Raw genomic sequence first — 14,760 nt, forward strand, 5'->3', positions numbered from 1 at the left:
CCCTGCCGAAGGAGTTTCCATGAACATCGATGCTGCGGTGCGCTACCTGTCCCTGCACTCGCTGACCACCTTCAGCCACGTGCTGCTCGTACGTGACGACGCCGGCGAGCCCAAGACGTCCGTGTACGGGGATGCCGAGAGAGTCATCCTCAGCCCGCAGACACAGCGCCGCGCCGACCGCATGCACATCCGGGACCAGGCCAACCTCGGCACCGGGGCACTCGCCTCGCACGCCTGGGGGGTACGGACCCGCGAATGGGCGCTGCGGATCGCCGAGGCACTGCGCGAGGAGCACAGCTGGGAACCGGAGCCGGCGCTGGAAGTGACCCGCGCCGCGCTCCGCGGGATCGGGCTGAACTTCGGGTCCACCCCGAACACCGCGTTCCTGACCAAGGTGATGCTCTTCGCCCCCGAGACGACCGGCTCGGCCTTGGCCCGGATCATCCACGGGCACCGCGCCGAGCTGGAGGCATGGGCGGCCGTGGTCGCCGAGGCCGTGGCCGCCGGCGAGAAGGAGAAGAAGCACAAGGGCAAGAAGAGCGGCAAGAAGGACAGCGACTCCGGCGGGCCCGAGGACGACGCCGCCGAATCCGCCGCCACGCCAGCGGAGACGAAGGTGCCGCCGCTGCCCGCCCGGATCAAGGCCCGGCTGATCACCGGCCTGGCGCCGGCAGACGCCATCGACATCGCCCTCTACGGCCGGTTCCTCGCCGAAATCTCAGGCGCCGGAAACGTCGACGGAGCGATCCAGACCACCTCGGCGCTGTCCGTGGAACCCGCCTCGATCGTCCGGGACTTCTTCAGCGCCGCAGACGACTTCAAGATCGCACGACAACGGCGGGGCACCGACTTCACCGACGCGTTCACCCGGCTCCAGGCCGCTGACGCCGAGCCCGCCGGTGACCTGCCCACCGCCTACACCCTCGACGAGCGAGGCGCGGGAATGACCGGACAGCAGAACTTCTTCAGCGGCACCTTCTACGCCCACAGCGTCCTCGACCGCATCCAGCTGCGCCGCAACCTGCTCAACGGCGGCATGGACCCCGAACGCGCGGAACAGGCTGCGCGCGACGCCGAACTCGCCTTCCTCAACGCCTTCGTCAACGCCGTGCCCAGCGCGAAGAAGAACACCACCGCCGCACCCGGCACCCTGCCCAAACTGGTCCTCGCCCACGCCGCACCACGCCCGTACAACTACGCCGCGGTCTTCGAGAAGGCCATCACCCGCGAAGAAGGCGTCCCCAGCCTGCTGGCCGGCGAACGACTCCTGCGCCACCACTCCATGATCGTCAAGAAGCAGCGCATCGACCCCGGCGCCGTCCTGAGCTACGACCTCGCCACCATCGAGCTCCTCGACACCCTGCGCGACACAAGTCGGCTCGACCCCACCGAGGTCGACCACCCCACCGAGCTGAGCGGCTACCTCACCGTCGGACAGCCCGCATGACCCCGGCACCCCACATCCTCCTGATCCGGCTCGAAGCCCTCCTTCAGTCCTGGGGCAACCGCTCCCCCTACAACGACCGCGACACCCTCACCCGACCCACCAAGAGCGGCGTCATCGGCCTCCTGGCCGCCGCCGACGGCCACGACCGCGACGAGATCCGCGAGGACGCCGACGACTTCCTGCCCCTGAGCGACCTCGCCGACCTGCGCTTCGGCGTCCGCGCCGACCGCCCCGGCCGCCTCACCAGCGACTTCCAGACCAGCGGCGGCGGCACCTACCCGCTGCGCCCCCGTGACATCATCACCGACCCCGCCCGCGCCGACCGGGCGGCCGCCGCCCTCGCCGAAGACCACGGCCCCGCCTTCGGACACCTACGCGGCCCCGGCCTCACCGACTGGTACAGCGCGCCCAAGAACATCGCACCCCATCCCGACACGCACACGCTGATCGCCACCAACAGCAAGCGCTACCCGCAGGTCTCCCGCCGCTGGTACCTCGCCGACGCAGCCTTCCTCGCCGCCGTCGAATCCACCGACAAGGCACTCCTACGCCGACTCGCCGACCGCCTCCACACCCCACGCAGGCTCCTGTGGCTCGGCCGCAAGCACTGCGCCCCCACCCAACCCCTCGCCCACGGAATCCGCCCCGGCACCCTCGAAGACGTCCTCGCCACCACTCCGCTGCTCCCCCGCTCCCGGCCGGCCCCCACCGCGGCCTGGGTCGAAGTCGACCCGGGGACCGCCGGCTCATCGACCATCAACGACCAACCCGTCAGCTTCGCCAACCACACACGTACCCGGGCGATGCGCTGGGAGCAGCGCCTTTCCCTGACCCCACCCCAGGAGAACCGGTGACCGCCCCCGTACGCGTCGTCGTGCACCACACCCTGATCGAACTCGAACTCAACCACCCACGCACCGCCCGGGTCGTGGCCGACGCCCACGAACTCCACCGGCTCGTGATGGGCATGTTCCGCCACTGGGTACCCGACGGCGAGCGGGACGCCCGAGCCCTGATGGGTGTCCTGCACACCAGCGCCGTCGATCTCGCCCAGCGCACCCTGGCCCTCATCGTCCAATCCGTCGTCCCCCCGGACACCACCGCGCTGGACCACCACATGCTCGCCGATCCCGCGCAGACCCGCATCGTCAACCTGGCGATCCAGGCAGGACAGCAGTACGCCTTCCGCACCACCGTCACACCGGCCCGGTACGGGCACCACAAAGGCCGCTACACCCGCGACCGGCCCACCGACACCACCCCGGCGGCAGCCTTGACATGGTTCACCCAGCGCCTCCAACCCGACCCGGCAGTCGACTACACCCGCCATCCGTTGATCGGCGCCAACGCCCAGCCCGAGCACCTCAAGGCACGCACCCTGCCCCCACTCACAGGGCACAAGGCAGACCAGAGCATCATCGTCGCCCGATCCGAAGTCCAGGGCCGCCTCACCGTGACCGACCCGACCACGTTCGCCCGCACCCTCACCCAGGGGCTGGGCCGTCAACGCGCCTACGGGTGTGGCCTCTTCCTCGTACAACCGATCTCTACATCCCACCACCCCGCGCCTACCAACCAGCAATCACACAACCAGACCGCTCCACCCCTTTCCGCGCAAACCCCCATGGACACTTCGGACGCACCGAAGCCCGATCCTGCACGACCCACACGCGACAAGGTCTCTCCTTGACCAACTGGGCGCGTCGGCCCACGGATGCCACCGAAGGCATCCAAGTCATCGAAACCACGGCATTGCGTACAGAAAGCTGCAGTTCACGAAGGGTACGACCCGCGCGCTCGGGGATCGCTCCTCATCACTTTGTGAACGTCCTGGAGGTGCGTTGTACGACCCGCGCGCTCGGGGATCGCTCCGTCATGCTGACCGGAATTCCCGGCTCCGGGAAGTACGACCCGCGCGCTCGGGGATAGCTCTGACGGCCGGCCCGGCGGCATCGTCGGAATCGAGTACGACCCGCGCGCTCGGGGATCGACCCCCGTGGCTCGCCGCTGTCGAGCGGACGGCGTAGTACGACCCGCGCGCTCGGGGATCGCTCGACGTGGTCGACGCCCATGTTCGGGCGCTGGCGGTACGACCCGCGCGCTCGGGGATCGCTCGACGACGTCGGCCGTCTGGCTGGCACATGCCTTGTACGAACCGCGCGCTTGGGGATCGCTCTCCGCAGTCCACCCACGCACTTCAACACGCTCTGTACGACCCGCGCGCTCGGGGATCACCCCCACTGCACACCCCACTGTCGGGGCTTACCCTGCATGCCCCGTGCTCTCGGGGATCGCTCCTTCGGCGGTGATATGACGCGCCAGGTTCCTTGTACGACCCGCGCGCTCGGAGATCGCTCGGCCGGGTGGTCGGTGAGCATGTACCAAGCGTCTTACGCCCCGCTCGCTCGGGGATCGACCCACGGATCTGATAAGCGAAGCCGCCCGGGACGCGTACGACCCGCGCGCTCGGGGATCGACCCAGGGTTGACTCGTTGCTGTGGAACATGGCGGTGTACGACCCGCGCGCTCGGGGATCACTCCTGGGTACGGACCACCGTGCGCGCCGTGGAGTCGTACGACCTGCAGGCTCGGGGATCGCTCCATGCTCGTAAGCACCTATCCCCGGCCGAAGCCGTACCACCCGCACGCTCGGGGATCGCTCGAACTGGCAGTCGAAGAAGTCCCGCCTCGCCATGTACGACCCGCGCGCTCGGGAATCGCTCCACGGCCACGTAGTCCGTGCCGGTCCAAGCCTCGTACGACCTACGCGCCCGAGGATCGCTCCCTGCGGATCGTCGCTGGCAACTGGACCGGCACCTACGCCCCGCGCGCTCGGGGATCGCTCCACGAAAAGGACCTGGATCGAGGGAGTTGCGTTGTACGACCCGCGCTCGGGGATCGCTCGGTGCGGGTCAGGTACGAGGACTGCGCGCTTCGGTACGACCCGCGCGCTCGGGGATCGCCCTCACTTGTTGGCCAGGCAGAGATCGTGGCCGTTGTGCATCCTGCGTGTTCAGGGGTCGCTCCATCTGCAAGATCGCGGACCTCCCCGACTTGTTGTACGTCCCGCGCGCCCGGGAATCGCTCCTCAAATAGCGACCTCTTCCACAAGCAAGTCCCGTACGACCCATGCGCTCGGGGATTACTCCACGTTCCGCTGGGGCCCGATCCGCAGCTGCGAGTACGACCCGCGCGTCCGGGAATCGCTCCCGGCGCCGCATGACCGTGCGCCGCGGCAAGGAGTACGACCCGCCTGCTCGGTGCTCGCTCTGCAAGCGACTGGTCGGGAAACCCAAAGCCGATGCGCTGCTGAGCCTGCCGGGGCCCCGGCCCGCACTCAGACGGTCGGCCTCGTTCAGCCTCCACGTCCTGCTCTACGGCGTGCGCCGCCGCAGGTCGCCCCCCGGTGCCCACCGTCCGATCCCTCCGCGGAGGGCGATGGGGGCGGCGGCTGCAAGCGGCGCGGAGCCATCGGCGAGCGTCTGTCAGGAGGTGGGGCGGAACATGATGGTTCCGCTCGGCCCTTGCCCGGGTTCGGTCAGGGCAAGACTTCCCGCGTTGTAGTCGATGATCAGGCTTTCCACGGACAGCAGCTCGCCAGTCGCCTTCACGGTGCTGATCTGGGTCCGCGTGCCGTCCTTTGCCGTGTAGGCGTAGACGGGCATGTCCTGGGAGATCTTCCCTGCCAGGACGTACACGGTGTCCTTGTCGACTCCGAGGAACCGGGGGTTGGTGACGGTGTCGACCGCCTCGGTCCATAGCGTGGCGCCGCTCTCCAGGTCGAGGGCGACGATCTGGATGGGAGCCGTGCTACTGGCGGGGTTGCCCGCGACGAGGTAGGCGGTGGGGCCGCTGAAGGCGATGTCGAAGCGCTTGGCCCTGCCGAGGCGCTTGCTCTGGTTCAGCCGGATCTCGCCCGCGGCGGAGGCGAGCGGAATGCGCCGGGCCACGCTGCCGTCCCGGTTGAAGGTGACGAGCTCCGGCTTGGTGACCTTGTCGAAGCTGTAGGGCCTGACGATCGCAGTCATGGGTGCAGCCCCGACCAGACTGACGTCGCCCTTGGAAGGCACAGGCATGGGGACGGGCTCCTTGGAGACCTCCTTGCCCGAGGCATCGAGGGTGGACACCCAGTACCTCCACAGCTCAGGGCCGCCCTCGATACCGATCATGACCATGATCCGGTACTGGTGGGCGGTCATGTCCCAGTTCAGGACGTACTTGTCGAGCGCGACGCCGATGTTGCGCCACGTCCAGGCTTCGGCGCCGTCGAGGCGCAGCCCGACGACCGTGTTCGGGGTCATGACGGCGAGGACGTCGCCGGTGAGGAAGGCGAGCCGGGTGGTGTCGTCCGTCAGCGGTTTGCCGTTCAGGGGGGCGCCGGAGATCTGCTTGGTCCAGGCAATCCCGGCCGTCACGTCGACGGGTGCCGGAGCCGAGACCGTACGGCCAGCGCCTCACAAGGCCGCGCGGGCTGTGACGGGCGCGCCGGGCTGCGCTGGCATCTACTTGGCTGCGTAGGTGAGACGTGCGACTGACCTACAAAGCCGGCTGCTGGAGCCTGCGCTGGAGGCGCCGTCCTCGGCGAGCACGCCGTCGGCACCCTGGTGGGGGAAGGGGCCGCCCTGGTGCGGCCGAGTGCTACGGATGATGGGCCGGCACGCCGAGTCCGCCGGGGCCACCGCTCCCGGCGCACCGGCCGACGCGCACCGCCCCGCGTGGCCCGGACATCGCAGGCCACCCCGAACCGCGCGGACACCGCCATGCTGGCCCGCCGCAGTGCCTTGCCGCCTCCACCCAGGGTGGGGCATCTGCACGTCAGCGGACCGGGGGTGATGTCTGTCAGTCCTCAGGCGGGCTCGGGTGCAGCGCCTTCGTCACAACGTCCTTCTCCAGCTTGAATCGATTCTCCAGCCCGTACTGCTTGGCGTGCTCCGTCACCGCGTCACCGAAGACGGCCGCCGCCTCCTGCCAGTGGCGCCACCGTTCCGCCGAGTACGGCCCCTGTAGCGCCTCGGCGCGCGCTGCCTCGCTGGCCAACTTGAGCTCGACGAGTCTCTGCCGGGCCGTTGGTTCGTCTACTTGTTCGTCTGCCACGCCCGGATCCTAGGCGGCGGGTACGACAGGGCCCCGTAGCCACTCGCCGAGGATCTCCTCCTGCCCCGGGTGTCCCCTTGCGATCAGTCGCCACGATCTCCGAATCGCATCGTTGATCGCGGGGAGAGACTTCTCCGACATCGTCATGGCCGCCACGATGATCGACCGGGTCGTCCGCCACGCCGGGGTGCACACTCTCCGGCGGCTCCGACGTCACTCGCCAGCGGGGTGAGGTCCTCGACAGACCGTCGCCGACCGCCTTCGGGTGGATCGGCGGAAGCAGGCACGGTTCTGCGGTGAATCCCCTCCCCCGGTGGAGTGAGACGTCCGATCGCGGCTCGATCGGTGCACTGCTGAGCCGGTATCACCAGGTTCATGATCACAAACTTCCGGCGTGGCCTCCTGGCCGCTGCCCTCGCCTTCGCCGTACTCGCCCCCGCCTCCCCCGCCCAGGCCGACGAGGTCACCCTCATCGACGGCATCACTGCGCTGCCGATCGCAGAGGAGATCCGTGACGGCTACAAGCGGGAGCTGTACCCGCACTGGAAGGACGACGACCGGAACGGCTGCAGCGCGCGGAACGACGTCCTGATCGCCGAGGCCATCGAGGCCCCAACTGTAGGGGCTGGCTGCTCCCTGACCGGAGGGGTGTGGCACTCCTACTACGACGACGTCCTCGTCCAGGGCCCGTCCGGCATCGACATCGACCACATGGTCCCGCTCGCCGAAGTCCACGACAGCGGCGGCTACGGCTGGACCACCGAGCGCCGCCGACGCTACGCCAACGACCTCGGCTCCGACGTCACTCTTGTCGGCGTCACCGCCCGTTCCAACCGGCAGAAGTCCGACCAGGACCCGGCCACCTGGATGCCGATGTCCGCGGTCCACTGCCGGTACCTCGGCGAATGGGTTGCCACCAAGCACCGCTGGGGCCTCGCCGTCGACCCTGCCGAGCGCGAGGCACTCCTGCGGTACGCGGCCGACTGTCCCAACGCCCGCATCACATACGACCCCGCCGCCTGACCCCGCCGGGCCCCGATGGACGTGTGCCTTCGGTCGAAGCCCCGAAAGCTCGATGCTGCCGGCCGGGGCGGTCACCGGCGACGTGTGACGGCTGCCGGGCCTGCCCACAGCCGACAGCGCCACGGGGCTGGGAGCTGCCGTTCCAGCGCGGCGGCTCCTCGCAACCACGATTCCAACGTCTTCCCGGCGGGCCCGCCGGCTGACGCGCTCGGTGGACAACCGGAACCCACCCGGTCAGGGGGTTCTCCCCCGGCAAATGGATCACACTGCTGTCCGGTCCGACCATCGGACGGAGATCTGCCTCTACTCCTTGCGCTCTTGCACCGTGGAAAGCAGGGACCGTAGAGCCGGAAATCGCAGGAGCAGGGGCAGCGCTGTGTTCACCAGCGGGTGCGTGGGGCCGAGGGCAGCAGCGAGCACTTCTCGCCAGAACTCGCGGACCGTGTGCTGGGCGTGCGTGCGGGCGTCCATGGCGTCGGGCTGGGCCGTGTCGGGCAGGTGTCGGCCTTCGACCGGCAGGTACGGGACGCCGGCAGCGCGTAGCGCGCAGGTGCGGTGTTGGCCGTTGGTGAGGCTGTCGTGGTTGTCGTCCCAGCAGATGGGGTCCTGGACCAATGCCCGGGCCCACGTGCGTTCGCGTTCGTCGAGGTGCTCCATGGTGTGCGCGGCTCGGCCGTGCTCGGAGTCGTCGTCGGGATCGACGGCCGCGTATGCGGTGGCGGCCTCGGCTATCGCGGCCCAGTCTCCTTGGTGGTAGGGGCAGGCGGCGAAGTCGGCGGGTGTCAGGCGGGTGAAGAGTTCCGCGTGGGCGACCTGTCCGGCGTACCAGTCGTGCGGGTAGGTCTTCTCGATGGCTTCCGCGCGTGGGAAGTGCGGGCACTTGGACAGGCGGTGCGGCCACGGCAGCCGCGAGACGGGCACGGGTCGGATTCCGGTCTCGCCGTGCAGGAAGAGGGTGCGGTCCGCGGGGTCGGAGAAGTTGCTCGGGTAGAGGTTGGCTTCGTCCGCCGGGGCCTGTGGGCGCAGGGCGGCGTCGTTTCGCTGTTGGTCGGCGTCGTCGGGCACTGTGGCACCGGCGAATTCGTAGTAGGGCCTCAGGTGCCATGGCCCGTCCAGATCGTTGCGTAGGCGTTCGGGGTTCGGGACCAGGAGCACCCTCACGCTGGTCTCGGGGATGACCAGGACCCCCGAGATGCCGTAGACGTGAGCCAGGGTCACCCTGCCTCGCGCCCAGTCGGGGTCGGCCAGCAGGGTTCGGAGTGCGGCGCCCTCGATGTGGGCGATCCACTCCACCCGCCAGAAGCCTTCGTCGAGACCCATGTCCTCGGCGGGGAATCGGTGGGTCTGGGTCTGCAGGTAGTCGCCCACGCACAGGGCGCCGGCAAGCTTCTCGAACGACTCCGGCCTGCGTTCGATCGCGCTGCCAGGGTTCGATCGGGTGGAGTCCGGCCCCACGGCTCCGATGCGGTCCCACCGTGGTGCCGCCGGCGCTTTGCCTCCGGCGAACACTGCGGCGTTGTGCTCCGGCCAGGTCGGATTGAGCCGGTCCCATCGCTGTCGCTCCTCGTCGATGGCGCCGGCGGCGTGGTGGTCGCCCGGGCGCAGGAGCACGGGTCCGGGCATTCCCTGGACGCGAACCCCCACCACTCTCTTCAGCCTGTGGTCCGGCCCGGAACTCCTGTCGGGCAGGAGGAAATCGGGGCGGTCGATGTGCTCGACGTGCTCGATGCGGGCGTAGTACTCGCCCGCGCGAAAGCCGTCGGCGGTGAATCGCCCGTAACCGGTCCTCAGGTAGTCGCCCGGCAACAGCTGTTCTGCTCGGTGAACCTGCCGCACAGTATTCCCCCCTTTGTGAGCCCCAGGCCCGGTGGCGCCTGGCTTCGCCTCTGCTTCCCTTACGTGATCTCTCGACACGACTGGTCGCTTGTAGGTTCCGAAGTTTCGTGAGCACTCGCACGCTTCTGACCTGCGGCGTCCGCGATGGTGAGCACTGCTGGCGGGGGCGTCCGTCGGCGGATCACGAGCAATCCGGACCGGCGGGCGGGACCTCTGCGCACGAGAGCCGCACGAAACCGCAGGTCGGGAGATCGATTGCTCACTGGACCGCGGAATTGCTCGGACAGTGCTCATGATCACGCGGAATTGCTCGCGGAATCGCGGAACCTACATCGCTATCGAGTCACCGGCGTGCGCGGTAGCAGTGTGCTGAGCAACTGAGCCGTCTCCGCCTCCATGTCCACTCCGCCGCCGAGGCCTTCGTTGATGCGGGCCAGCCGGGCTGCGGCATCGCGGAGCGCGTCCATGTCGCCGGCGGCATGGTGGGCGAGGAACACCTGCCGGTGGAGGAGTTCGTTCTCCTCGGCGGCGATAAGGCCTTGGTGGGCGGCCCAGAGCGCGCCGGTGTGGTCGGCGGCCTCGCGGCGGCGGGTGGACAGTTCGTAGGCGACGTCGGCGACGGCCGAGACCATCTCCTGGACGGCCGGCTCGGCCCATGCGTAGCGCTGGGGGTCGATGGCGGCGAAGGGGCGGCCGCGGACGAGGGCGAGGGCTCGGCGCAGGGCGAGGTCGCCGTCCTCGTCGTGGCGGGCGAGGCCGGTGCGGGCGAGGTTCTGGAAGGTCCGCCAGTCGCAGGTGACGGCTTGGGCGAGGCGGTAGCGGCTGTCGCCGGTGTCCTGGACCCGCGGGAAGTAGGCCTCGCCGTTGGTGTCCTTGCCGAGCCAGGAACGGGTGCGGCTGATGACGGCGTTGCGCATCTGCTTGTTGACCAGGCGGCCCGGCCACAAGGCGTCGTCGATGGCGTGGTGGTCGGCGCCGGGGTTGAGCGCGAGGTAGGAGACGAGTTCGACGGCGGCACTCTGCCGGTTGGAGTCGATCCGGCCCGCGGCGCCCTCGATGACCACTCGCCCGAGCAGGAGCACGGTCGGCGCGGTGGCTTCGGTGTCGTCAGCGGCGCGAGTCGGGGCGGGCACCGGGAGGGCGGCGGGGCCGAGGTTCTCGGCCTCAGGGCTCGCCTCGGCCGGGGCGGCTTCTTCCTTGGTCAGCTCCGGGGCGGCTTCGGGACCAGCGGTTGCCGGGGCAGGGACGGGAGCGGCAGGAGGATGGAAGAGGTCCGCGATCGTGGGGCCACCGGTGTCGTGTTCGGCCTGGTCGTCGGTTGCCTCGTCCGTGTGGGCTGCAGTCGGGACCGGTGTCTCGGTCTGGTGCGCGCTCTCCAGCTCCTCCTGCTCGATGTCGGCGTACTCGTCCGGCATCCCGTCCTCGTCGGCACCGGTCTCCGGCTGCGTCGCTTCGTCGTCGCCGGTCTCCTCGGCGTCGTCCGACGTATCTTCCTCGCCGGCGTGATCCTTGTCCGGCTCCGCCTGGTCCTCTTCCGCCTGCTCGTCGGTGTCGAGGAGGCCGTCCAGCCAGTCGTCGCGAGCGGGGACGTCGGTGTCGGCGGCGGACAGGGTGAGCAGCTCGATCGCGTCGGCGAAGTGGGCGTCGGTCAGGCCCTGGAGCTTGATGGGCAGGCCGGAGCCGGGCAGGACGATGGTCTCGTCCGGTCCCGCGCAGTGCAGGGTCCAGCCGTCTTCTGGGGCCAGGTCTGCGTTCTCGCCTGCCGTGACGACCGCGCCGGCGACCCGCGGCTGGTCCGTGATCAGGTCGAGCAGCGCGTCGGTCCGGGCGCCTTCGGGGAGCTCGGCGGCGAGGAGGATGTGGGGCGTCCAGGAGCCGCTGGCGTCTTCGTTGAGGCGGGCGGCACGGAGGGTGGGTGCGCCGAGTGCGGCTAGGGCGCGGCGTTGGTCGGCGGTGTGGCTGGTCAGTTCGGCGACCGCTGCGGCGAGGGTGTCGGTGCGGGCGACGCGTTCGGGTGCTGCGTCGTCGAGCCCGGGTGCGGTGTCGGCGAGCGCGGTGATCTCCAGATGGCCGGGCAGGGGTGTGCTGGCGAGTTCGACGGCGATGGCTTGCAGGACGTGGCGTGCGTGGTCGGCGTCGCCGTCCAGGTGGAGGACGCCGACGTACTCCAGGTCGACGAGGACCAGGCGGCCGGAGCCGTCCCAGCCCAGGGAGACCAGGGCCGGGTAGGGCGCGTCGGCGCCCTGGAGGGCGTCGTGGTCGGCGAGGTCGGGGCTGGAGGCCGGGCAGGTCCACAGGTCGGTGCGGCCGGCGCTGCCTGAGAAGGGCTTCATCGGGGGGACGTCGTCGTCGAGGTGGAGCTCGACCTTCTGCTCGTGCAGGACGACGGCGGTGACCACGGGCAGGTCGCGCTCAGCTGCCGCGAGGTTGAGTGCCAGCGTGCGCAGGGCGGCGTCGAGGAGGTCGAAGCCGGTGGGGTGTTGGGCTGCGCGCAGGCTTTGTTCGGTGGCGGCGGCGCTGCCGGTGGGCATGGGAATGCGGCGGCCGGGCCGGCGGCGGCGCTGCTGGAGGATGCGGCGGGTGGCGAGTGTGCCGATGAGGGCGGCGGCCAGGGCGCCGGCTCCCATCCAGACGGCGGCGGGGGCCAGGGCCTCGTCGGTGTCCTGCGGTTGCTGGGCGGTGTCCGCCTTCTGGCCGTCCTGCGCGGGCGCGGGCGCGGTTGTGGTGGGCGCGGTAGCGGGGGCGGAAGCGGCGGGCGCAGGCGTGGCGGACTGCGAGGGCACGGGGGCGGGTGCCGCCGGTACGGGGGTGTCCTTCGCCGTGTCCGGCGTGGGGGTCTTGGTGTCGGGGGCGGGCCGGCTGTCGGGAGCGGGGGCCGGGGCGGTTGCGGTGGGGAGGGTGAGTTTCTGGCCGGGGACGATCAGGTCCGGGTTGTCGAAGGTCCCGCCGCCGGGCAGTGGCTTGCCCTTGTTGGCTTCGAAGATCTTCGGCCAGTCCTCAGGGTCGCCGTGCTCGTCGGCGATGCCCCACAGGTTCTCACCGGACTTGACGACATGATCGGCGTCGGCCGCAGCGGGCTTTTCGTCCTTGGGGGCGTTCTGCGCGGGCTGCTGCGTGGGCGCGGCCGTCTCCGGTGCGGCCTGGGCGGGTGCCGGAACAGGGGCGGCCGGGTTGGCGATGTTGGCGTCGGCGGGGAGCCGGATCACTGTGCCCTTGGGCAGGAACTGGTCGCCGGCCGCGAGTTGCGGCACGCTCGGGTTGAGGGCGGCGATGTCCTTCCAGCGCGGCCCGCTGCCGAGGTATTGCTCCGCCAGGTCCCAGGGGAGCTCGGAGTCGCCGGTGACCGTGTGGGTGGGCCAGGCGTCCTGTTCCGCCGCGACTGCCGCTTGGGCCGTCGCCGCGCTGCTGGTGCCCGCGGTCTGTACGGCGGTCGCCGCGACGGCCGTACCGGTGGTCGCGGCTGAGGCCGCGGTGGGGGCGATCAGGACGAGGCCGCCGATGAGGAGGCCTGCGAAGGACTGCATCCCGCCGAGGCCCCTGATCCGCTTCGCCTTGCGGCCGCGGAACAGGGCGACGATCTCGACGAGGGCGGAGAGGGTGAACAGCGCCCAGCCGATCCAGCCGATGGTCGTGAGCACCGTGAAGAACAGCCGGCCGTCGTCCTGCTGGGTCAGGAGATCCCATCCGCCGGCGAACTCGGTGGGCTGATACCCGACGGCCAGCAGGACGAGGGGGATGCCGGCGATGAGGGCGGCCAGGACGGCGAGGCCGAGCAGGGCGCGGAGCAGGCGTACGAAGGTGCTCATGGGCTGGTTCAGCCTCCGGCTTGGGTGTGCAGTCGGGCGTGTGCCGTGCCGGACACGCTGATCGTCGACCTACCCACGAACTGCGCGAACAACGTGGTGTAGGTGTCGTGGACGGTGACTTCGAGACGCTGGCCGCCATCGGTGACAGTCACGTTGCCGCTGACGTTCTGGGCAGCGAGGTAGTCCTGGGCTGCGGCGACGGCGGCGTCCGGGTCCACCGTGATCTCGGTGCCCTGGACGGCGGCCGGGACATTGAGCTGCTGGCCGGCCGCGCGTGCGGCCTCCTGCGCGAGTCCGGCGGCCTTGTTCGTCGCGTTGAGGGCGCCGCCTCCGTCGACCAGCAGTCCCATGATCATGATGATGCCGATGGCACTCAGCGCGTAGAACGGCGACAGTGACCCCCGGTCTTCGCCGTGGCGGATCCGGTCCCGCAGGGCGCTGACGCGGCGGGTGAGGGCGGTGATCACTGGCGGCCTCGATAGGAGTCGATCGGGCTGGTCCACGAAGCCCGGAGCGTACGGGATCCCGGAAGACCCGGAAGTCCGATCTCGCCGAGTGGCGCGGTGCAGGCAACTGTGACGCGGACGGTGGCCTCCTGGCCGAGGTCGAGGCCGTACCCGGAGGTGTCGACCGAGACACTGGATGAGGCGCAGTGGATGCCCTCTCCGTTGAGGCTGCGGGTCGCCGCGGCGGACCCTGCGGCCTGCGCTGCGCCGGCTTCCCGTTCGAGGGAGGCGGCGCGGGCGGCCGCTCGGGCGGCGCCGTCCACGGCGCCGGAGGCATCAGTGACCCGTCCGAAGGCGATCATGAGCAGCATGAGGGCGATGATGGCCGGGGCGAGGATTACTGTCTCGACCGAATAGCTTCCCTGGTCCTCGCGCCAGTTGATGCGTCGGGCCCGCCTCACTGCGCCTCCACCCAGCGTTCGACGGGAGCCTCAGCGCTCTGGACGACGTCCAATTCGAAGCCGGGGACCAGGGTGGCGACGGTCCCGCGGACGGTGATGCGGATCTGCTCCGCGCCGCTGCCCTCGGCGGAGACGCTCGCGCCGCGGACGCTGTTGTACTTCGCGAGGAGTTCCTGGGCCTGGGCTACGCCGTCGCCGGGGCCTGCGCCGATCTGGCGGCCGGCCTCGACTCCTTGGGTGGCGGCGGAGCGGGCGACGGAGCGGGCGTGGAAGTACATGCCTGTCTGGATCGCGGCGAAGACCAGGAACAGCACCACGACGGCGAGGACGGCCAGCTCCACGCTGCCCGATCCTCGATCGCCCCCGTCCCGCAGGCGTGCGCGTAGGCGCCGCCACCGGTTGCCGACCTGGTCTTTCACACCGCTTCCTTCCTCCTGGTGGGTGGCTCAGCCGCTGATGAGCGGGAGCTTGGCGTCGGTGAACGTCTTGATCGCGGCGACGACCGCGATGGCGATGGCGATGACGACGCCCGCGATGACGGCGAGCTCGGCCGAGGTCTGACCGGCGTCGCCGGCGTTCTTCAGGCGCTCCCAGCGGGCGGCGAGGACGGTCGTCAGGGCGCGGATGTACATGGTGTTCTCCTTTGT

General features: G+C 70.2%; 12 protein-coding genes and 1 CRISPR repeat array. Of the genes, 4 read left to right on the plus strand and 8 right to left on the minus strand.

Annotation, left to right across the window (positions count from 1 at the left end; translation table 11 throughout):
- The first annotated feature begins 19 nt into the window (after positions 1 to 19).
- From OG624_RS42440 to cas6e, 3 genes are read left to right on the plus strand one after another with little or no spacing between them, the layout of a single operon-like run.
- Positions 20 to 1,447 (plus strand): type I-E CRISPR-associated protein Cas7/Cse4/CasC, encoded by a 1,428-nt coding sequence (locus OG624_RS42440; protein WP_331719622.1) that lies wholly within the window; start codon positions 20 to 22, stop codon positions 1,445 to 1,447.
- Positions 1,444 to 2,301 carry a type I-E CRISPR-associated protein Cas5/CasD gene (gene cas5e / locus OG624_RS42445; protein ID WP_331719623.1) on the plus strand — a complete coding sequence of 286 codons (858 nt, stop codon included), beginning with the start codon at positions 1,444 to 1,446 and terminating at the stop codon, positions 2,299 to 2,301. The genes OG624_RS42440 and cas5e overlap by 4 nt, the downstream gene beginning before the upstream one ends.
- Positions 2,298 to 3,137 carry a type I-E CRISPR-associated protein Cas6/Cse3/CasE gene (cas6e, locus tag OG624_RS42450; protein ID WP_331719624.1) on the plus strand — a complete coding sequence of 280 codons (840 nt, stop codon included), beginning with the start codon at positions 2,298 to 2,300 and terminating at the stop codon, positions 3,135 to 3,137. Before cas5e ends, cas6e begins: the two co-directional genes overlap by 4 nt.
- A 92-nt stretch (positions 3,138 to 3,229) precedes the next feature.
- A CRISPR array of direct repeats spans positions 3,230 to 3,680; the repeat unit is 23 nt; unit sequence GTACGACCCGCGCGCTCGGGGAT.
- A 1,252-nt stretch (positions 3,681 to 4,932) separates the two neighbouring features.
- On the opposite strand, the gene OG624_RS42455 is transcribed toward cas6e, so the two are convergent.
- Complete coding sequence (locus OG624_RS42455; RefSeq protein ID WP_331719625.1) at positions 4,933 to 5,862, minus strand: hypothetical protein; 930 nt, start codon at positions 5,860 to 5,862, stop codon at positions 4,933 to 4,935.
- A 424-nt stretch (positions 5,863 to 6,286) separates the two neighbouring features.
- Positions 6,287 to 6,541, minus strand: coding sequence for a hypothetical protein (locus OG624_RS42460; protein WP_331719626.1), 255 nt, complete (start codon positions 6,539 to 6,541; stop codon positions 6,287 to 6,289).
- 375 nt (positions 6,542 to 6,916) lie between these two features.
- Between OG624_RS42460 and OG624_RS42465 the strand changes: the two genes are divergently transcribed.
- The gene (locus OG624_RS42465) at positions 6,917 to 7,564 is read left to right on the plus strand and encodes an HNH endonuclease family protein (RefSeq protein WP_331719627.1); all 648 of its coding nucleotides are present in this window, start codon (positions 6,917 to 6,919) and stop codon (positions 7,562 to 7,564) included.
- A 303-nt stretch (positions 7,565 to 7,867) separates the two neighbouring features.
- Here the strand turns inward: OG624_RS42465 and OG624_RS42470 are convergent, their stop codons facing one another.
- From OG624_RS42470 to OG624_RS42495, 6 genes are all read right to left on the minus strand, one after another.
- A complete protein-coding gene (locus OG624_RS42470; RefSeq protein ID WP_331719628.1) occupies positions 7,868 to 9,400 on the minus strand; it encodes a hypothetical protein in 1,533 nt (510 codons plus the stop codon).
- 335 nt (positions 9,401 to 9,735) lie between these two features.
- Complete coding sequence (locus tag OG624_RS42475; RefSeq protein WP_331719629.1) at positions 9,736 to 13,206, minus strand: LysM peptidoglycan-binding domain-containing protein; 3,471 nt, start codon at positions 13,204 to 13,206, stop codon at positions 9,736 to 9,738.
- An 8-nt stretch (positions 13,207 to 13,214) separates the two neighbouring features.
- Positions 13,215 to 13,673, minus strand: a complete 459-nt coding sequence (locus OG624_RS42480; protein WP_331719630.1) for a pilus assembly protein TadG-related protein — start codon at positions 13,671 to 13,673, stop codon at positions 13,215 to 13,217.
- Positions 13,670 to 14,113, minus strand: a complete 444-nt coding sequence (locus OG624_RS42485; protein ID WP_331719631.1) for a TadE family protein — start codon at positions 14,111 to 14,113, stop codon at positions 13,670 to 13,672. The genes OG624_RS42480 and OG624_RS42485 overlap by 4 nt, the downstream gene beginning before the upstream one ends.
- Positions 14,110 to 14,532 (minus strand): TadE/TadG family type IV pilus assembly protein, encoded by a 423-nt coding sequence (locus OG624_RS42490; protein ID WP_331719632.1) that lies wholly within the window; start codon positions 14,530 to 14,532, stop codon positions 14,110 to 14,112. Before OG624_RS42490 ends, OG624_RS42485 begins: the two co-directional genes overlap by 4 nt.
- Positions 14,533 to 14,559: 27 nt before the next feature.
- Complete coding sequence (locus tag OG624_RS42495) at positions 14,560 to 14,745, minus strand: hypothetical protein (protein ID WP_331719633.1); 186 nt, start codon at positions 14,743 to 14,745, stop codon at positions 14,560 to 14,562.
- Positions 14,746 to 14,760 lie beyond the last annotated feature (15 nt).

It is taken from the genome of Streptomyces virginiae, assembly GCF_041432505.1.
In the GTDB taxonomy this organism is placed as follows: Bacteria; Actinomycetota; Actinomycetes; order Streptomycetales; family Streptomycetaceae; genus Streptomyces; species Streptomyces virginiae_A.

What these genes read in the sequence shown, in the direction of transcription:
- OG624_RS42440 (WP_331719622.1), top strand. Translation starts at nt 20, where the DNA reads ATGAACATCGATGCTGCGGTGCGCTACCTGTCCCTGCACTCGCTGACC.
- cas5e (WP_331719623.1), top strand. Translation starts at nt 1,444, where the DNA reads ATGACCCCGGCACCCCACATCCTCCTGATCCGGCTCGAAGCCCTCCTT.
- OG624_RS42465 (WP_331719627.1), top strand. Translation starts at nt 6,917, where the DNA reads ATGATCACAAACTTCCGGCGTGGCCTCCTGGCCGCTGCCCTCGCCTTC.
- OG624_RS42475 (WP_331719629.1), bottom strand. Translation starts at nt 13,206, where the DNA reads ATGAGCACCTTCGTACGCCTGCTCCGCGCCCTGCTCGGCCTCGCCGTC.
- OG624_RS42495 (WP_331719633.1), bottom strand. Translation starts at nt 14,745, where the DNA reads ATGTACATCCGCGCCCTGACGACCGTCCTCGCCGCCCGCTGGGAGCGC.